This is a genomic window from Pseudomonas sp. NPDC007930 (assembly GCF_042958985.1).
GTDB lineage: Bacteria > Pseudomonadota > Gammaproteobacteria > Pseudomonadales > Pseudomonadaceae > Aquipseudomonas.
Genome location: NZ_JBIBKC010000010.1, coordinates 71,607 through 87,700, shown reverse-complemented (window position 1 = coordinate 87,700; position 16,094 = coordinate 71,607). Strand labels below are relative to the sequence as shown.

The 16,094-nt window shown below is 64.7% G+C and carries 15 protein-coding genes and 1 tRNA gene; 7 read left to right on the top strand and 9 right to left on the bottom strand.

Going from position 1 to position 16,094, the window contains the following annotated elements:
• Positions 1-14 precede the first annotated feature (14 nt).
• The 3 genes from glpK (at position 15) to ACFZCE_RS19540 (ending at position 2,286) form a co-directional block, all read left to right on the top strand.
• Positions 15-1,505 carry a glycerol kinase GlpK gene (glpK, locus tag ACFZCE_RS19550; protein WP_390942023.1) on the top strand — a complete coding sequence of 497 codons (1,491 nt, stop codon included), beginning with the start codon at positions 15-17 and terminating at the stop codon, positions 1,503-1,505.
• A 140-nt stretch (positions 1,506-1,645) separates the two neighbouring features.
• On the top strand, positions 1,646-2,026 hold the full coding sequence (locus ACFZCE_RS19545; protein ID WP_390942021.1) for a hypothetical protein: 381 nt from the start codon (positions 1,646-1,648) through the stop codon (positions 2,024-2,026).
• A gap of 80 nt (positions 2,027-2,106) precedes the next feature.
• Positions 2,107-2,286, top strand: a complete 180-nt coding sequence (locus tag ACFZCE_RS19540) for a hypothetical protein (protein WP_390942019.1) — start codon at positions 2,107-2,109, stop codon at positions 2,284-2,286.
• On the opposite strand, the gene ACFZCE_RS19535 is transcribed toward ACFZCE_RS19540, so the two are convergent.
• The 3 genes from ACFZCE_RS19535 to ACFZCE_RS19525 form a co-directional block, all read right to left on the bottom strand.
• Entirely contained in the window at positions 2,276-3,718 is a 1,443-nt protein-coding gene (locus ACFZCE_RS19535; RefSeq protein WP_390942017.1) for a sodium:solute symporter family protein, read from the bottom strand. The genes ACFZCE_RS19540 and ACFZCE_RS19535 overlap by 11 nt on opposite strands.
• A gap of 190 nt (positions 3,719-3,908) precedes the next feature.
• Positions 3,909-4,637 carry a gamma-glutamyl-gamma-aminobutyrate hydrolase family protein gene (locus ACFZCE_RS19530; protein WP_390942170.1) on the bottom strand — a complete coding sequence of 243 codons (729 nt, stop codon included), beginning with the start codon at positions 4,635-4,637 and terminating at the stop codon, positions 3,909-3,911.
• Between the two features lie 273 nt (positions 4,638-4,910).
• A tRNA-Ser gene (locus ACFZCE_RS19525) sits at positions 4,911-5,000 on the bottom strand.
• A gap of 201 nt (positions 5,001-5,201) precedes the next feature.
• Between ACFZCE_RS19525 and ACFZCE_RS19520 the strand changes: the two genes are divergently transcribed.
• From ACFZCE_RS19520 to ACFZCE_RS19510, 3 genes are all read left to right on the top strand, one after another.
• Positions 5,202-5,897: a crotonase/enoyl-CoA hydratase family protein gene (locus ACFZCE_RS19520; protein ID WP_390942015.1), complete on the top strand. Its 696-nt coding sequence runs from the start codon at positions 5,202-5,204 to the stop codon at positions 5,895-5,897.
• Between the two features lie 75 nt (positions 5,898-5,972).
• The gene (locus ACFZCE_RS19515; protein ID WP_390942013.1) at positions 5,973-6,716 is read left to right on the top strand and encodes a 1-acylglycerol-3-phosphate O-acyltransferase; all 744 of its coding nucleotides are present in this window, start codon (positions 5,973-5,975) and stop codon (positions 6,714-6,716) included.
• Positions 6,717-6,746: 30 nt separating this feature from the next.
• Complete coding sequence (locus ACFZCE_RS19510; RefSeq protein WP_390942011.1) at positions 6,747-7,718, top strand: CorA family divalent cation transporter; 972 nt, start codon at positions 6,747-6,749, stop codon at positions 7,716-7,718.
• Between the two features lie 18 nt (positions 7,719-7,736).
• Here the strand turns inward: ACFZCE_RS19510 and ACFZCE_RS19505 are convergent, their stop codons facing one another.
• The 6 genes from ACFZCE_RS19505 to ACFZCE_RS19480 form a co-directional block, all read right to left on the bottom strand.
• Positions 7,737-8,450, bottom strand: a complete 714-nt coding sequence (locus tag ACFZCE_RS19505; RefSeq protein ID WP_390942009.1) for an amidotransferase — start codon at positions 8,448-8,450, stop codon at positions 7,737-7,739.
• Between the two features lie 579 nt (positions 8,451-9,029).
• The gene (locus ACFZCE_RS19500; protein ID WP_390942008.1) at positions 9,030-9,818 is read right to left on the bottom strand and encodes a transglutaminase N-terminal domain-containing protein; all 789 of its coding nucleotides are present in this window, start codon (positions 9,816-9,818) and stop codon (positions 9,030-9,032) included.
• Positions 9,815-10,765 carry an alpha-E domain-containing protein gene (locus tag ACFZCE_RS19495; RefSeq protein WP_390942007.1) on the bottom strand — a complete coding sequence of 317 codons (951 nt, stop codon included), beginning with the start codon at positions 10,763-10,765 and terminating at the stop codon, positions 9,815-9,817. Before ACFZCE_RS19495 ends, ACFZCE_RS19500 begins: the two co-directional genes overlap by 4 nt.
• A 42-nt stretch (positions 10,766-10,807) precedes the next feature.
• Positions 10,808-12,217: a circularly permuted type 2 ATP-grasp protein gene (locus tag ACFZCE_RS19490; RefSeq protein WP_390942005.1), complete on the bottom strand. Its 1,410-nt coding sequence runs from the start codon at positions 12,215-12,217 to the stop codon at positions 10,808-10,810.
• 360 nt (positions 12,218-12,577) lie between these two features.
• Positions 12,578-12,919 (bottom strand): ribonuclease E inhibitor RraB, encoded by a 342-nt coding sequence (locus ACFZCE_RS19485; protein WP_390942004.1) that lies wholly within the window; start codon positions 12,917-12,919, stop codon positions 12,578-12,580.
• A gap of 191 nt (positions 12,920-13,110) precedes the next feature.
• Positions 13,111-13,356 carry a hypothetical protein gene (locus ACFZCE_RS19480; protein ID WP_390942002.1) on the bottom strand — a complete coding sequence of 82 codons (246 nt, stop codon included), beginning with the start codon at positions 13,354-13,356 and terminating at the stop codon, positions 13,111-13,113.
• Positions 13,357-13,555: 199 nt separating this feature from the next.
• On the opposite strand from ACFZCE_RS19480, the gene ACFZCE_RS19475 reads away from it, so the two are divergent.
• Positions 13,556-16,090 (top strand): penicillin acylase family protein, encoded by a 2,535-nt coding sequence (locus tag ACFZCE_RS19475; protein ID WP_390942001.1) that lies wholly within the window; start codon positions 13,556-13,558, stop codon positions 16,088-16,090.
• The last annotated feature ends 4 nt before the right edge of the window (positions 16,091-16,094 follow it).

Genomic DNA, 16,094 nt, shown 5'->3' with positions numbered 1-16,094 from the left:
AAAGGCCATACGCCATGACCGACAAGCATTACCTCATCGCCCTTGATCAAGGCACCACCAGCTCCCGCGCCATCATCTTCGACCGCGACGCCAATGTGGTCGGCGTGTCGCAGCGCGAGTTCGCCCAGCATTACCCGCAACCGGGCTGGGTCGAACACGACCCGATGGAAATTTTCGCCACCCAGAGCGCGACCATGGTCGAAGCCCTGGCCCAAGCCGGGCTGAGCCACGCCCAAGTGGCCGCCATCGGCATCACCAACCAGCGCGAAACCGTGGTGATCTGGGACAAAGAAACCGGCCGCCCGATCCACAATGCGGTGGTGTGGCAATGCCGGCGCAGCACCGAAATCTGCCAGCAGCTCAAGCGCGACGGGCTCGAGGATTACATTCGCCAGACCACCGGCCTGGTGATCGACCCGTACTTCTCGGGCACCAAGGCCAAGTGGATTCTCGACCACGTCGAAGGCAGCCGCGAACGCGCCCGCCGCGGTGAGCTGCTGTTCGGCACGGTGGATAGCTGGCTGATCTGGAAATTCACCGGCGGCAAGGTGCACGTCACCGACTACACCAACGCCTCGCGGACGATGATGTTCAACATCCATACGCTGCAGTGGGACGCGCGCATGCTCGAGGTGCTGGGCATTCCCGAGCAGATGCTGCCCGAGGTGCGGTCGTCTTCGGAGGTGTACGGCCACACCAAGAGCGGCATCGCCGTGGCCGGGATCGCCGGCGACCAGCAAGCCGCGCTGTTCGGCCAGATGTGCGTGGAACCAGGGCAAGCGAAGAACACCTACGGCACCGGTTGCTTCATGCTGATGAACACCGGCAAACACGCGGTGGCCTCGCGCCACGGCCTGATCACCACCCTCGCCTGCGGGCCTCGCGGTGAAGTCGCCTACGCCCTGGAGGGCGCGGTGTTCAATGGCGGCTCAACCGTGCAGTGGCTGCGCGATGAAATGAAAGTGGTCAACGACGCCCACGACACCGAATACTTCGCCACCAAGGTCAAAGACAGCAACGGCGTGTACCTGGTACCGGCCTTCACCGGCCTTGGCGCGCCCTATTGGGACCCATACGCCCGTGGCGCGCTGTTCGGCCTCACCCGCGGGGTGAAGGTCGACCACTTGATCCGCGCCGCGCTGGAATCGATCGCCTACCAGACCCGCGACGTGCTTGAAGCCATGCAGCAGGACGCTGGCGAGCGCCTGAGCGCCCTGCGCGTCGACGGCGGCGCGGTGGCCAACAACTTCCTCATGCAGTTCCAGGCCGACATCCTCGGCACCCGTGTGGAGCGCCCGCAAATGCGCGAAACCACCGCGCTCGGCGCGGCCTACCTGGCGGGCCTGGCCACTGGCTTCTGGAGCAGCCTCGACGAGCTGCGCGAGAAGGCCGTGATCGAGCGTGAGTTCCAACCGGAGCTGGCCGAAGATGAGCGAGAAAAACTCTACCGTGGCTGGAAAAACGCCGTGGGCCGCACCCAGGGTTATGCCGCGCCTGACGCCTGAAAACAGCGCGCCCGGGTAGCTCCGGGCGCTTCTTTGTAACGGTACGTGTATAAAGCAGCATTCCGTCGCCCCCGGTTTGACGGCACCTGCCGATCAGCTATGCCAAGAGAGTGTCCCACTGCCAATAAAAGACAACTCACATGGCCAAGCTCAACGTCCAGGCGGGCGATTTTCTGCAAGGTACCGGGGAATTCAAAAACGCTGCCTTTACCCTTCGCTCCGTCAACAACCCTTCGATGGGTGAAACCATCCCGCTGGACCGCATCCAGCGCATGACCGTCGCCAACCAGGAAACCAACCGCCACTTCGGCACCTCCCTGGGTTGGGGCATGGCCGGCGCGCTGCTGGCCGGGCCGATCGGCTTTATTGCCGGCTTCTGGCTGGGCGGCAAGGAAGAAGAAATCACCTTCATCGCCACCCTCAAGGACGGCCGCAAGCTGCAGGCCACCGCCGACCGCAAGACCTTCACCCAGATCAGCGGCACGCTCGGGCCGAGCAACCGGCGGCTGGCGCTGCATTAAGAACATTCTGAAGCAATTGCACGGTCGCGCCGCCGCACGGGCGGCGATACCGTAGCCCCCTCTGCCGAGGAGGCCTGTGTATGCGCCCGTACTATTTCATTTCCCTGCTACTGCTCAGCGGCTGTGGCGCAACCTTCGTCGCCACGCCAGCCGCGGAGCCAGGCATGGCCGATGCACCCGCCGTGCACGTCCATCCCGGCAACGGCACACCGCAGCGTGAGCGCGGCGCCGCCGAACTGTGCCAAAAGGTCAGTTGCTGAACGCCTGCTCCAGGCTTTCACCGCGGTGGCGGCTCAGCTGCGGCATGCACGAGCCCAGCACCATCGCCAGCGCGCTGCAGAGCAAGCCGCCCAATTGCGGCGGCCAGAACGCCTCACTGCTGTAGGTATGCTCCAGCCAGCCCCAACTGGCCACGCCGGCCAGCATGGCCAGCAGCGCGCCCTGGGTGGTGGCGCGCTTCCAGAACAGCCCGAAGAACAGCGGCACCACCGCGGCGACCAGGGTCACCTTGTAGGCGTTGCCGACCATCTCGTAGATGCTCGAATGGGAGTGCAACGCGAAGGTGATGGTCGCGGCGGTCATGCCCAGCACGCTCAAACGCATCGCCAGCAATGCCTGGCGGTCGCTCATGCTCGGCCACAAGCGCTTGAGGATGTTCTCGATGAAGGTCACCGACGGCGCCAGCAAGGTGCCTGACGCGGTCGACATGATCGCCGAGAGGATAGCCCCAAAGAACATCACCTGGGCAAACAGCGGCGTGCGCTCCAGCACCAGGCGCGGCAGGATCAACTGTGAATCCTCGCCAAGCAGTTGCTGCACCATGGCCGGGTCGATCATCTTCGCGGCGAAGATCAAAAAGATCGGCAGCATGCAGAAGCACAGGTAAAAGCACGCCCCGGTCATCGAAGCGCGGGCGGCGATGGTTTCGTTTTTCGCCGACATCACCCGGGCATACACATCCTGCTGCGGGATCGAACCGAACATCATGGTTACCGCCGCACCCAGAAACGCCACGATGTCTTTGGCGCTGGTGCCCTGCAAGAAGTGGAACTTGCCCTCGGCCGCCGCCTGGGCGATCACCACCCCCGGCCCACCGGCCATGCCGCCGATGAGCCACACCAGGTAACACAGCCCGGCGACGATGATGATCATCTGCAGGAAGTCGGTCATCGCCACCGACCACATGCCGCCGAACAAGGTGTGCAGCAACACGATGAACGCCCCCAGCAGCATGCCTTGGGTGAGCGTGAGGCCGCCGTCGGACAGCACGTTGAAGATCACCCCTAGCGCTGTGAGCTGGGCCGCGACCCAGCCCAGGTAGGAGGCGATAATCACCAGGCTGGTGAAGGTTTCGACCTGGGGGCCGAAGCGCTTGCGGAAAAAATCGCCGATGGTCAGCAGGTTCAGCCGGTACAGCGGCCGGGCGAACACCAGGCCCACCAGCATCAGGCAGCCAAACGAACCGAACGGGTCTTCGATGATGCCGGCGAAGCCCTCCTGCAGGAAGGTGGCCGGGATGCCCAGCACCGCTTCGGAGCCGAACCAGGTGGCGAACACCATCGCCACCACCAGCGGGAACGACATGCTGCGCCCGCCCGAAGCGAAGTCAGCGGCCTTTTTGACACGGGTAGAGGCGTAGAAGCCCACCAGCACAGTCATCAACAGGTAGATCGAGACAAACCAGATCAGCATGGGTGCGTTCCATGATTCGGGCCGGGGCGCCAGCGGCGCACCGGGGGCATGTTGTTATTGTGGGCCGCGCGGCAACCCGCTCGCCTGGGGCAGCCTGCCACGAGCGTAAAATATGTCAAACAAATTATGAAATATGATGATTAAATTTTACAAGCGTGGCGGCCCCACGCACTGGGGCCGCCCGGGGCGATCAGCGCTGGGCGCGCTGGGTGCGGCAGGCGTCGCCGAAGGCTTCGAACAGGGCGATGGACACCGGGTTCTGCGCTGCCAGCCATTCTGGGTGCCATTGCACCGCGAGCAGGAAGGGTGAAAGCTCCGGCGCATCGAATGCCTCGATTACCCCATCCGGGGCACTGCCGAGCACCCGCAGGCCAGCGGCCAACTGGTCAATGCCCTGGCCGTGCAGCGAGTTCACGTCGAAGGTTTGCCGGCCCAGGCGTTCGGCCAGCCAGGAACCGGCCTGCACCGTGACCGGGTGCGCCGGCCCGTATTGCACCTCCACCGGTGCCTCGGGGTTTTCCCGGTGGTCGAGCAGGCCTGGCTGGGCGTAGAGCTTCTGGTGGATGGTGCCCCCCAGCGCTACGTTGATCTCCTGCATGCCGCGGCAAATGCCAAACAGCGGCAAGCGCCGGTCGATCGCCGCGCGGATCAGCGGCAGGTCGAAGTGGTCGCGGTCGCGGTCCTGGCCTTTGTCCGGGGTGAGGTTGCTCTGCCCGTAGTGGGCCGGGTCGATGTTCGAGCCGGCGCCGGTGAGGTACACCCCGTCGGCGAGCGCCAGGTACTGGGCGAGGTCTTCATCGCCGCAGCAGGTGGGCACCAGCAACGGCACGCAGCCGGCCAGCTCTACCAACGGGATGATGTATTTGTGGGTCATCACCTGGTAAGGGTGGCCTTTGCGCTCCTGGCTGCCCATGGTCATGAGCACCACCGGCTTGCCGTGGGCTTTTGCTGTTGTTGCGTTGGTTACACTCACGATTCACCGCCCGCCGTTTAATTGTAAAATATTTCAATCACACAAGGCCGTGGATGGCTTACCCGGGAATTGAGACGGGGTATGTAGCGTGATTTTGTAAAACATAATAGACGAGGCGGAGGGAGAGTGGAAGGCGTCGAGGGGCCCCAAATGAATCCCCAAAAACACAAAACCCCCGGGCTCTTAGCGAACACCGGGGGTTTTGCGTTGAATCGAATGTGGCGGTGAGGAAGGGATTCGAACCCTTGATACAGTTTCCTGTATACACACTTTCCAGGCGTGCTCCTTCAACCACTCGGACACCTCACCAATCTCCAACAAGGCATGCACCCTGTCGAGGCGCGCTAATTTAGTCGAAAGCGCTCCAGTTGGCAAAGGTTTTTTGCAAAGTTTTCATGCGGTTAACCTGGCGGCTGGGCCACGCGCCGTGACTGGGCGGTCAGCCTTGGTGCTTTACCCCGCGTGGGGGCGCGGGTAAGGTCCGCTGCACCACCACAAAGGATGCCCGCGATGAGCGAACTGATCACCTACCAACTCAACGATGGCGTGGCCACCCTGGCCCTGTGCAACGGCAAGGTGAACGCCCTCTCCCCGGCCTTGATCGAGGCGATCGGCGAATGCCTGGACCGCGCCGAGCAAGACAAGGCAGTGGTCGTGCTCACCGGCCAGCCGGGGCTGTTTTCTGGCGGCTACGACCTCAAGGTGATGACCAGTGGCCCACAGCAGGCCACCAACCTGGTAGCCGCCGGCTCGGCGCTGACCCGGCGCATGCTCGCCCACCCCTACCCGATCGTGATCGCCTGCAGCGGCCACGCCATCGCCAAGGGCGCCTTCCTGCTGCTGGCCGCCGATTACCGCCTGGGCGCGGACGGCCCGTTCCAGATCGGCCTGAACGAAGTCCTGATCGGCATGACCATGCACCACGCTGGCATCGCCCTGGCCCGTGACCGCCTGAGCCCCAGCGGCCTGCAGCGGGCGGTGAACAACGCTGAAATGTTCAGCCCGGCGCAGGCGTTGCAGGTGGGTTTTCTCGACCAACTGAGCAGCCCCGACAGCCTGCTCGCCGATGCCCAGGCGGTGGCCCAGCAATTGGCCAAGCTGAACATGCGCGCCCACGCCGCGACCAAGCGCAAGGTGCGCGCGCCGCTGCTCGAGGCGCTGGAGCGGGCCATCGCGCTGGACCGCGAGCACCTGCTCAGCGCCTGATCCGGGCCGTTCATTTGCGATAGGGCACGCGCGGCCTTTACACTCGCTGCCTTCGACACAACGGTAGCTCGCGCGATGCTCTATCTGCTGCGCATGGCCTTGGTGGGCCTGAACTTCCTCCTCACGGGCTTCATCGGCCTGTTCGTGGGCCTGGCGCGGCCCTTCAACCCCGACAACAACCGCTTGTTCGGGCGCATGTACAGCCACCCGGCGTTGCGCATCCTGGGCCTGAAGCTGCGCGCCGAGGTCGGCCCGTTGCTCGACCACCCGCCCGGCTGTGTGATCATCGCCAACCACCAGTCGAACTGGGACCTGTTCCTGCTCGGCACCGTGGTGCCGCCGCGCATGGCCTGCATCGGCAAAAAAAGCCTGAAGTGGGTGCCGTTGTTCGGCCAGCTGTTCTGGCTGGGCGGCAACGTGCTGATCAACCGGCAAAACGCCTACCAGGCGCGCCGCTCGCTGCAAACCACTTCGCGGGTGCTGGCCGAACAGAACACCTCGATCTGGATCTTCCCCGAAGGCACGCGCAACCCCGGCAGCACCCTGCTAGCCTTCAAGAAGGGCGCCTTCCAGATGGCCATCGAAGCCGGCGTGCCGATCGTGCCGCTGTGTGTCAGCCGCTACGCCGGGCGGCTGAACTTCAACCGCTGGCGCAGCGGCGAACTGCGGGTGCGCTCGCTGCCGCCGATCCCCACCCGCGGGCTGACCGCCAAGGACGTACCCGAGCTGATGGCCCGCTGCCGGGAGCAGATGCAGCATTGCATCGACGACCTGAGCCGTGAGGCGCCACAGAATTCTCCGGCGCCGGTTCGGTCATAACTGCCACACAGGCAACCACCAGGCATCATCATGGGTAGAGTCGTCGCGGCCGCGGTGTATGCCGGCGGGCGCAAAGTGCGGGACATAACACTCAACGAAGGCCATCAGTGGGCCAGCCAGCCGGGGCACTTCGTTTGGATCGGCCTGGAAGAGCCCGACGCGCAAACGCTGGAAGTGCTCAAGGGCCAGTTCAACCTGCACGAGCTGGCCATCGAGGATGCCCTCGAGCGGCACAGCCGGCCCAAACTGGAAACCTTCGGCGATGCGCTATTCATCGTCACCTATTCGCCGGTGCAGCAGGCCGGCACGCTGCAGTTCATCGAAACCCACATCTTCGCCGGCAAGGGCTATGTGATCACCTGCCGCAACGGCCATTCAGCCTCTTATGCCCAGGTGCGCCAACGCTGCGAGGCGCGGCCGCTGCTGCTCGAGCATGGTGAGGATTTCGTGCTGTACGCCCTGCTGGATTTCGTGATCGAGAACTACCAGCCGGTCACTGAAAACATCCACGACGAAATCGAGCTGCTCGAGCAACGGGTGCTGACCCGCAAGCTCGACGAAGCCGACATCCAGCGCCTGCACTGCCTGCGCCGCGAACTGCTGCGGCTGAGCCGCAACATCGCGCCGATGCTGGAAATCAGCGATGAGCTGCGCCGGCTCGACTTCCCCTTCATCGACAAGCACATGCGCCCGTACTTCAGGGATGTGCAGATCCACGTGAACCGGCAGATGGAAGACCTCGCCGGCGCCCGCGACATCGCCAGCCAGACCATCGAGATCGGCATGTTGCTGGAGTCGGCGCGGCAAAGCGTGACCCAGCGCAAGTTCGCCGCCTGGGCGGCGATCCTGGCGCTGCCCACGGCGATCGCGGGCATCTATGGGATGAACTTCCAGTACATGCCAGAGCTGAACTGGCATTACGGCTACTTTGCCGTGCTGGGGACGATCGCGGTGGGCTGCAGCAGTTTGTTCGCGGTGTTCAAGCGCTCGGGGTGGTTGTAGCGGCGGGCCGCCGAACCGTTACTTGCCCTGCGCGACGAAGCGCATCATCCACTCCGCCACGGTCGCGCCGTCGTGGTCGTGCACCAGGCTGTCGACCGCGGCCTTGTACACCTGCTCGCCGAGGTTCATCTGGCGCAGTTCGAGCAGTGCGCGGGAGTAGTCGTGAACGAACTCAGGGTGGCCCTGGAAGCACAGCACCTGGTCGTTGAGCTGGAACGCGGCGAACGGGCAAAACGCGCTGGAGGCGACCACGGTGGCGCCCTCGGGCAGCGCGGTGACCTGGTCCTGGTGGCTGATCAGCAGCGTCAGCCCATCGGCCGCCGGGGCCATCCAGCTGGCCTTGGCGCCCACGCTGTACTGGTGAGTGCCCACGCCCCAGCCCTGGTGCGCGCGCTCGGCCTTGCCACCGAGCAGCAGCGCCAGCAACTGGTGGCCAAAGCACACGCCCAGCAGCTTGGCGCCTTCGTTGTAGCGGGCCAGCAGGAAGGCCTTGAGCGGGGCGATCCACGGGTCGCTGCCGAAGGAGTCAGCCTTGCTGCCGGTGACCAGGTAGGCGTCGTAGCGCTCGCCGGCCGGCGGGTAATGGCCCTCGACCACGTTGAAGATCTCGAAGCTTGCTGGCACGGGCTGGCGTTCGAACAACTGCTCGAACATCCGCCCATAGCCCTGGTAGCGCTCGACCAGTTCCGGGCGGATGTGATCGGTTTCCAGGATGCAAATGCGCAACGACATGGGGCGGGCTCTCGCTTCTCGGCAGGGTGGGTGAGCGCGCAAGCCTGCATCGAAACCGACCAGCCTGGCAAGCCCTGACGAACGGTCAATGGTCGGCCGGGGCCGCTGCGGGCAGTCTAGGGCGGTGGACTGAAACGATAAGGCCGGGAGGATGTGCCGGCCACGGCAAGAAAACCTGCCCATCGCCGACAAACCGGGCTGAGCAAACAGGCAAAGCGGCTACTCTGAAGCCATGGAGGCCGCGCGCACTGCGGCCCAATGCCCTTACCGAATTGCGCCGCTACGGCCCCGGCCGTGCAGGCAATAAAAACAACAAAGGCCAGCATTTATGTTCAAGCACCCCAAATTTCGCCAGGCGGGCCTGATCGTGGTCGCCACTACCCTGTTGCTGATATTGCCCAATCTGGGGCGCTGGCTGGGTTAGGCTGTGTACGAAATCGCTTGAAACTTGTTTATGCTGCGTTGAAAACCAGCTCGGAATGCTCATTGACAACCCGTCAACTCCGCTTCCTCGCCGGTTTTCGCCTTGCCTAACCTGCGTTTCAATCAATTTCGAACGCAGCCTAGCAACCCTACTCGTTACTGATCCAACACCGTCGGCGACACCACCACCTTCGCATGCATCTGCGCAAAACCGCCGCCACGGCGCACCCCGCGCACGGGGCAGGCGTCGAGGTAATCCAGGCCCACGGCAACCTTCAGGTGCCGCTCCGGGCGCGCCAACTGGTGGGTCACGTCGAAGCTGTACCAGGCGCCGTCGATCCAGGCTTCGGCCCAGGCGTGGCTTTCAAGCTGCTCACTGCCCTCGGTGAACAGATACCCGGCCACGTAACGCGCCGGCACCTCCAGGCTGCGCGCGCAGGCGACGAAGGCGTGGGCGTGGTCCTGGCATACGCCTTGGCCAAGGCTGAAGGCCTGGGCGGCGGTGGTGTCGAGCTCGGTCACGCCCGGGGTGTACACCAGGTGCTCACCCAAGGCCGCCATCAGGCCGATCAGGCCCTCGCGGTCGGCCGCGCCGGCGTGCTGGCGGGCGAACGCGCGCAGGGCGTCGTCAGCCTCGGTCAGGCGGGTAAAGCGGCGGTAGGGCAGCGGCGAGCCGTCTTCATGCTCGGCCTCGCGTTGCTCGTCGATGTCGACCAGGCCGCGGGCGCTGATCACGATGTGGTCGTGCGGGCCTTCGAGGGTGAGCACGTGGAGGATGTTGCCAAACGGGTCGATCTGCGCGCGCACCGGTTTGGGCAGGTCGAGCTGCCAACTGACCACGTGCTGGCGCTCGCTGTCGTGGGGGGTGAGGCGCAGGTACTGGATGCTCGCGCGCACTTCATCGTCATAGTGGTAGGCGGTTTCGTGGCTGATCGAGAGTCTCATACGACCTCCAGGTAGGAAGAGTGAACCGCGTCACCGAGGTCGCGGATCGCGGCGATGAAGTCATTGAGCCATTCATGCAGCCCGGCCTCGAGGATTTCGTCGATGCCGGTGTAGCGCAGCCGCGCGTCCATTTCCGCGACCATGCGTTGTGCCGGGCGGCCGTTCAGGCCCGGCAGCGAGGAGAGGATCTGGTCGATTTCCTCGGTGCAGGCGCGCAACGAGCGCGGCACGTCGGCGCGCAGCAGCAGCAACTCGGCCACCGGCCGGGCGGCAGGCGCGTCGCGGTAGATTTCAGTGTAGGCCTCGAATGAGGACAGCGCGCGCAGCAGGGCGCTCCACTGGTAGTAGCTCCAGGCGGAATCATCGGCCACGCTGGCCAGGGCCTTGATGCTCATCATCTCGTAGCGGGCGTCGAGCAGGCGCAAGGTGTTGTCGGCGCGCTCGATGAAGGTGCCCAGGCGGATGAAGCGAAACGCATCGTTGCGCATGATGGTGCCGTAGGTGGCGCCGCGGAACAGGTGCGAGCGCTCCTTGAGCCACTCGCAGAAGCGGCTCATGCCGTAGCGGTTCAGGCCCTGGGCGGCGATGCCGCGAATCTCCAGCCAACTGGCGTTGATGTTCTCCCACATGTCGGCGGTGATCCGCCCGCGCACCGCGTGGGCGCTGGCGCGCGCCGCGCCCAGGCAGCTGTAGATGCTGGCCGGGTTGTCGGCATCGAGGGCAAAGAAGTGCAGCAGCCGCTCGGCGTGCATCTGCCCGTGGCGGGCCAGGTAATCCTCCAGCGTGCCGGTGATCAGCAGCGGCATGGCGATTTCGTCCAGCCCGTCACGGCCGTCTTGCGGCATCATCGACAGCGAGTAACTCACATCGAGCATCCGCGCCATGTTCTCGGCACGTTCCAGGTAACGCGACATCCAGTAAAGATCTGAGGCAGTTCTACTTAGCATGGGTCGTTTTCCTTCAGCCCCGGCACCCGGGGCACGCAACCTTTAATCTTCGACAACCCAAGTGTCCTTGGTACCACCGCCCTGGGAGGAGTTGACCACCAGCGAGCCTTCACGCAGCGCCACGCGGGTCAGCCCACCGGGCACCACGCGGGTTTCCCGGCCCGACAGCACGAACGGGCGCAGGTCGATGTGCCGCGGCGCGATGCCGTTTTCAACGAAAGTCGGGCAGGTCGACAGCGACAGCGTGGGCTGGGCGATGTACGCGTGGGGCTTGGCCTTGAGGCGGGCGCGGAAATTCTCGATTTCCTCTTTGCTGGCCGCCGGCCCCACCAGCATGCCGTAGCCGCCAGAGCCTTGGGTTTCTTTCACCACCAGTTCCGGCAGGTGGGCCAGCACGTGGGAGAGCTCCTCGGGCTTGCGGCACTGCCAGGTGGGCACGTTCTTCAGGATCGGCTCTTCGTCGAGGTAGAAGCGGATCATGTCGGTGACGAACGGGTAAACCGATTTGTCATCGGCCACGCCGGTGCCGATGGCGTTGGCCAGCACCACGTTGCCGGCGCGGTAGGCCGACAACAGCCCAGGCACGCCAAGCATCGAATCGGGGTTGAAGGCCAGCGGGTCGAGGAAGGCGTCGTCGAGGCGGCGGTAGATCACATCCACCTGCTTGGGGCCGTCGGTGGTGCGCATGAACACTTTGTCGTCACGCACGAACAGGTCAGCGCCCTCGACCAGCTCCACGCCCATTTCGCGGGCCAGGAACGCGTGCTCGAAGTAAGCACTGTTGAAGCGGCCCGGGGTCATCACCACGGCGGTGGGGTTGTCCAGCGGGCTGGCGCTCTTGAGGGTGTCGAGCAGCAGGTTGGGGTAGTGGTCAATCGGCAGCACGCGCTGGGCCGAAAACAGCTCGGGGAACAACCGCATCATCATCTTGCGGTCTTCGAGCATGTAGCTCACGCCGCTGGGGGTGCGCAGGTTGTCTTCGAGCACGTAATAGGTGCCGTCGCCGTCGCGCACCAGGTCCACCCCGGAAATGTGCGAGTAGATGCCACGGTGCAGGTTCAGGCCCTGCATCGCCAGTTGGTATTGCTCGTTGGCCAGTACCTGGTCGGCGGGGATCACCCCGGCCTTGATGATGCGCTGGTCGTGGTACAGGTCGGCGAGGAACAGGTTCAGCGCCTTGACCCGCTGGATGCAGCCCTTTTCGACCACCCGCCATTCACTGGCCGGGATGCTGCGCGGAATGGTGTCGAACGGGATCAACCGCTCGGTGCCTTGCTCGTCGCCGTAGAGGGTGAAGGTGATCCCGGCCCGGTGGAACAGCAGGTCGGCTTCACGGCGGCGCTGCGCCAGGGTTTCTTCGGGCGTCTCGGCGAGCCACCGGGCGAATTCGCGGTAGTGCGGGCGGACCTTGCCGTCGGCGTCGTACATTTCATCAAAATAGGTTCGGCTCATGCCGCACTCCTTGTCACCTGGACACAAGGCCTGTCGCAAGGCCCGTGCCATCGGCATAAACCCCGTAAAAACAGTGTATTGCATGCCCTGATCGCTGCCCGCGCACCACAATGGCGCGCGCACCACGGCGAAAGCGGCCAGCCACGCCTCATTGCGAAGCAACGCAACGGGGTGCTGGGTATGACCAGCATAGCCACAGTTGATTTCACGCAGGAAGCATGAGGGTGAATAAAGGCAGGTTTTTGCTGAGGGCTCGGGGGCCTTCGCCCGCTACGAACGGCCCGCGGGAGGAGCACATAGCCTGGAAGAATGCCGGGAATGAAAAAGGCCAGCCGAAGCTGGCCTTGAACCGGGCACGCCCTACGCGTTGAGCTTGCGAACGCGCTGTTTCACACCCCAGCCTTCGAATTCACCATCGAGCGGGCGTACCCGCAAGGCGAAATCCCGTTCGAACTCGTCGATACCGGTATGGGTGGCGTACATCAGTTTGGACAGTTCAAGGTGCCAGGCGCCGTCGTCACGCTCACAGACCTGGGCGTTGAGTGATTCACCCCGGAACTTCCCGGCAGCGGCGCGCGCGCGGCGCTCGTCGGGGAACACTGCGTAGAACTCGATCGGGTGGATGCGGGCGAAGTCGAAACCGCCCTCTTTCATGCGGCGCAGCACCGCGGTGCTGATGTCTTCCTGGTAGGCATTGCTCATGAAACGTCCTCCTCATTGGCGATGGATAGACCTTCCGTTGTTGCCAGGACCTCCCTTGCAGGTTAGGGCGAAGCGGCGATTGCACCGCTTGGAGCATGGACTGAACGTGGAGCATGACCCACAAGGCGTTGCCTGGATACCGCAACGCCTTGCAGCAGAGAGTAGGTGAAAACCCCGTGGCGCACCAGAGGCTAGGCGACCTGGGTGATGGAGGTGATGCGCACGCCGTTTTGTTCTTCCAGCCACTTGGCCGTGGGCGACGGCGAGCGGTTCTCGAAGTCGTTGAGGTCGACCTTGTCGATCACCGGGAACAGGTGTGATCGGATCATCCGCGCGACTTGCTCGTCGCTGGGGCGTTCTTCCGAGCGGATGTGGGTCGGTAGGCGGGTGGGTACGCCTTTCTGATCGACGAAGGTGACTTCCCACTCTGTTTTCATTGGCAGCTCCCTCAAGACGATGGACGAATAGGGTGCACGACCCCGCACTGATGTTGACCCGGCCCCAGCGGTGATGTTCCGAATAACTCTAGCCCACCGCCTGGCCCTCGCAGCTTGTTAGTTGACTCTTACCCACTTGCACCCAACCCTGCGCCTCACTACCTTAGCGCCTTCCCGTTGCCTGCCCGCAGGAGTAGCCATGGCTTCGCCCGTTTTGCGCCCTCTTTTTTCCCGCCTGGCCATGGCCACCACCGCCGCCGGGCTGCTTGGCCTGGCCGGTTGCCAGAACTGGCTCGACGACCATTACGCCGACAGCCTTCCGCCCAGCCGTGGGGTGCAGCCGGTCACAGGGCTGGCCAATAACGTGTCGATCCGGCGCAACCCGCTGGGCATGCCGTTGATCGAAAGCAGCAACTTTCACGACGCGCTGTTCACCCTGGGCTACGTGCACGCCAGCGACCGCATCAGCCAGATGGTCGGCATGCGCCTGCTGGCCCAGGGCCGGCTGGCCGAATTGGCCGGCCCGGCGGTGCTCGACGTTGACCGGTTCATGCGCAGCGTCGACCTGAAAAGCCGCGCCGACGAGCTGTACGAGGCGGCTTCGCCACGCATGAAGCAGTTCTTCGAGGTGTACGCCCGCGGGGTCAACGCCTGGCTGTTCCGCTACCGCGACAAACTGCCGATGGACCTCGCCCAGGCCGGCTACACCCCCGAATACTGGAAGCCGCAGGATTCCGCGCTGATTTTCTGCCTGATGAATTTCAGCCTGCAGGCCAACCTGCAGGAAGAAATCAACTCGCTGATCCTGGCGCAGAAGGTCGGCGCCGATAAGCTCGCCTGGCTGCTACCGGTGTACCCCGACGAAGCCCTGCCCTTCGACGAAGCCGCCAAGCTCAAGGGCCTGAACCTCGGCGGCCAGTTGGCGGGCTTGAGCCAGGTCGGCGAGCAACTGGCCGCGCTCGGCCAGCAGGGCTTCGCCGCCTCGAACAACTGGGCATTCACCCCGGCGCGCAGCCGCAGCGGCAAAAGCCTGTTCGCCAACGACACCCACCTGCCGATCGGCATCCCCTCGGCGTGGAACTTCGTGCAGATCCGCGCCCCGAAATACCAGGCCGCGGGCGTGTCGCTGGCGGGTATCCCGGCGGTGGTGGCCGGCTTCAACGGCCAACTCGCCTGGGGCATGACCATGGTCATGGGCGACAACCAAGACCTGTTCCTGGAGCAGGTCAAACGCGAGAACGGCGCCCTGCTCTACCTGGCCAATGGCAAGTGGCAGCGCGCCAGCGCGCGCAACGAAACCTTCTTCATCAAGGGTGAAAAACCCGTGCGCGAGGTGCTTTACAGCACCGCCCACGGCCCGTTGCTGAACCCCGCGCTGGGCGAGCGCAAGCTCGCCGTGCAGCCGCAGGCGTTCAGCAGCGGCTATGGCCTGGCGCTGAAGATGCCCGACTTCAAGGGCGACAAGAGCCTCGACGCGTTCTTTGACCTGTCGCGCGCGCAAACCGTCGAAAAAGCCTCCGACGCCACCCGCGAGATCCGCGCCATTGCCTTGAACATGGTGTTCGCCGACGCCAACCACATCGGCTGGCAGGTCACCGGGCGCTACCCCAACCGCAAGGACGGCAAGGGCCTGGTGCCGTCGCCGGGCTGGAACGGCCAGTACGACTGGGACGGCTACGCCGACGCGATGCTGCACCCCTACGACCAGGACCCACCGCAAGGCTGGCTCGGCACCGCCAACCAACGGGTGATCCAGCCCGGCTATGGCATGCAGTTGTCCAGCTCGTGGTATTCGCCGGGCCGCTACGAGCGCCTGGCGCAACTGGCGGCCAACGGCAAGCAGGACGGCCGCAGCATGATTGCCATGCAGTACGACCAGACCACCACCTTCGCCGCCAAGCTAAAGGCCATGTTCCAGGCCCCGGGCATGGCCGCGCCGCTGAAAAAAGCCATGGACGCCCTGCCCGACGCCGACCGCGCCCGGGCCCGCGAAGCCCTCGACCGCTTGCTGGCATTCGACGGCCGCCTCGCGCCGACCTCGGCAGACGCCGCGCTGTACGAGTTGTTCCTGCAGCAGAGCGCCCGGGAGATCTTCCTCGACGAACTCGGCCCAGACACCAGCCCCGCCTGGAAAGCCTTCGTCGCCAACGCCGACGCCAGCTACTCGGCCCAGGCCGACCACCTGCTGGGCCGCGACGACAGCCCGTTCTGGGACGACGTGCGCACCCCGCAAAAAGAAGACAAACCCACCATCCTGGCGCGCACCCTGGCCGCCGCCATCAGCGCGGGCGAGGCGCAACTGGGCAGCAACCACAGCGCCTGGCAGTGGGGCAACCTGCACCATTACCGCTTTACCAGCGAAAGCACCAAGCTGGCGCCATGGCTCGACGCCAGCCAGCGCGCCGGCCTGGCGGCGATGGACGGCTACCTCAACCGTGGCCCGTACCCGGCCGGCGGCGACCAGGACACCCTCAACGCTTCGGCGTACCACTGGGGCGGCAGCGACTTCGACGCCTGGCTGGTACCGGCCATGCGCATCGTGGTTGACTTCGGCCAGCCAGAGCCGATGATCGGCCTGAACAGCACCGGGCAGTCCGGCAACCCCGCCAGCCCCAACTACGCCGACGGCATCGACGCCTGGCTGAAGGGCAATTACGTGACCTTCCCGATGCAATCGCAGAACCTCGACAAAGCCTACGGCAACCAGCGCCTGACCCTGGTGCCCGGCAAGTGAGTTG

What these genes read in the sequence shown, in the direction of transcription:
- glpK (WP_390942023.1), top strand. Translation starts at nt 15, where the DNA reads ATGACCGACAAGCATTACCTCATCGCCCTTGATCAAGGCACCACCAGC.
- ACFZCE_RS19545 (WP_390942021.1), top strand. Translation starts at nt 1,646, where the DNA reads ATGGCCAAGCTCAACGTCCAGGCGGGCGATTTTCTGCAAGGTACCGGG.
- ACFZCE_RS19540 (WP_390942019.1), top strand. Translation starts at nt 2,107, where the DNA reads ATGCGCCCGTACTATTTCATTTCCCTGCTACTGCTCAGCGGCTGTGGC.
- ACFZCE_RS19535 (WP_390942017.1), bottom strand. Translation starts at nt 3,718, where the DNA reads ATGCTGATCTGGTTTGTCTCGATCTACCTGTTGATGACTGTGCTGGTG.
- ACFZCE_RS19530 (WP_390942170.1), bottom strand. Translation starts at nt 4,637, where the DNA reads ATGACCATGGGCAGCCAGGAGCGCAAAGGCCACCCTTACCAGGTGATG.
- ACFZCE_RS19520 (WP_390942015.1), top strand. Translation starts at nt 5,202, where the DNA reads ATGAGCGAACTGATCACCTACCAACTCAACGATGGCGTGGCCACCCTG.
- ACFZCE_RS19515 (WP_390942013.1), top strand. Translation starts at nt 5,973, where the DNA reads ATGCTCTATCTGCTGCGCATGGCCTTGGTGGGCCTGAACTTCCTCCTC.
- ACFZCE_RS19510 (WP_390942011.1), top strand. Translation starts at nt 6,747, where the DNA reads ATGGGTAGAGTCGTCGCGGCCGCGGTGTATGCCGGCGGGCGCAAAGTG.
- ACFZCE_RS19505 (WP_390942009.1), bottom strand. Translation starts at nt 8,450, where the DNA reads ATGTCGTTGCGCATTTGCATCCTGGAAACCGATCACATCCGCCCGGAA.
- ACFZCE_RS19500 (WP_390942008.1), bottom strand. Translation starts at nt 9,818, where the DNA reads ATGAGACTCTCGATCAGCCACGAAACCGCCTACCACTATGACGATGAA.
- ACFZCE_RS19495 (WP_390942007.1), bottom strand. Translation starts at nt 10,765, where the DNA reads ATGCTAAGTAGAACTGCCTCAGATCTTTACTGGATGTCGCGTTACCTG.
- ACFZCE_RS19490 (WP_390942005.1), bottom strand. Translation starts at nt 12,217, where the DNA reads ATGAGCCGAACCTATTTTGATGAAATGTACGACGCCGACGGCAAGGTC.
- ACFZCE_RS19485 (WP_390942004.1), bottom strand. Translation starts at nt 12,919, where the DNA reads ATGAGCAATGCCTACCAGGAAGACATCAGCACCGCGGTGCTGCGCCGC.
- ACFZCE_RS19480 (WP_390942002.1), bottom strand. Translation starts at nt 13,356, where the DNA reads ATGAAAACAGAGTGGGAAGTCACCTTCGTCGATCAGAAAGGCGTACCC.
- ACFZCE_RS19475 (WP_390942001.1), top strand. Translation starts at nt 13,556, where the DNA reads ATGGCTTCGCCCGTTTTGCGCCCTCTTTTTTCCCGCCTGGCCATGGCC.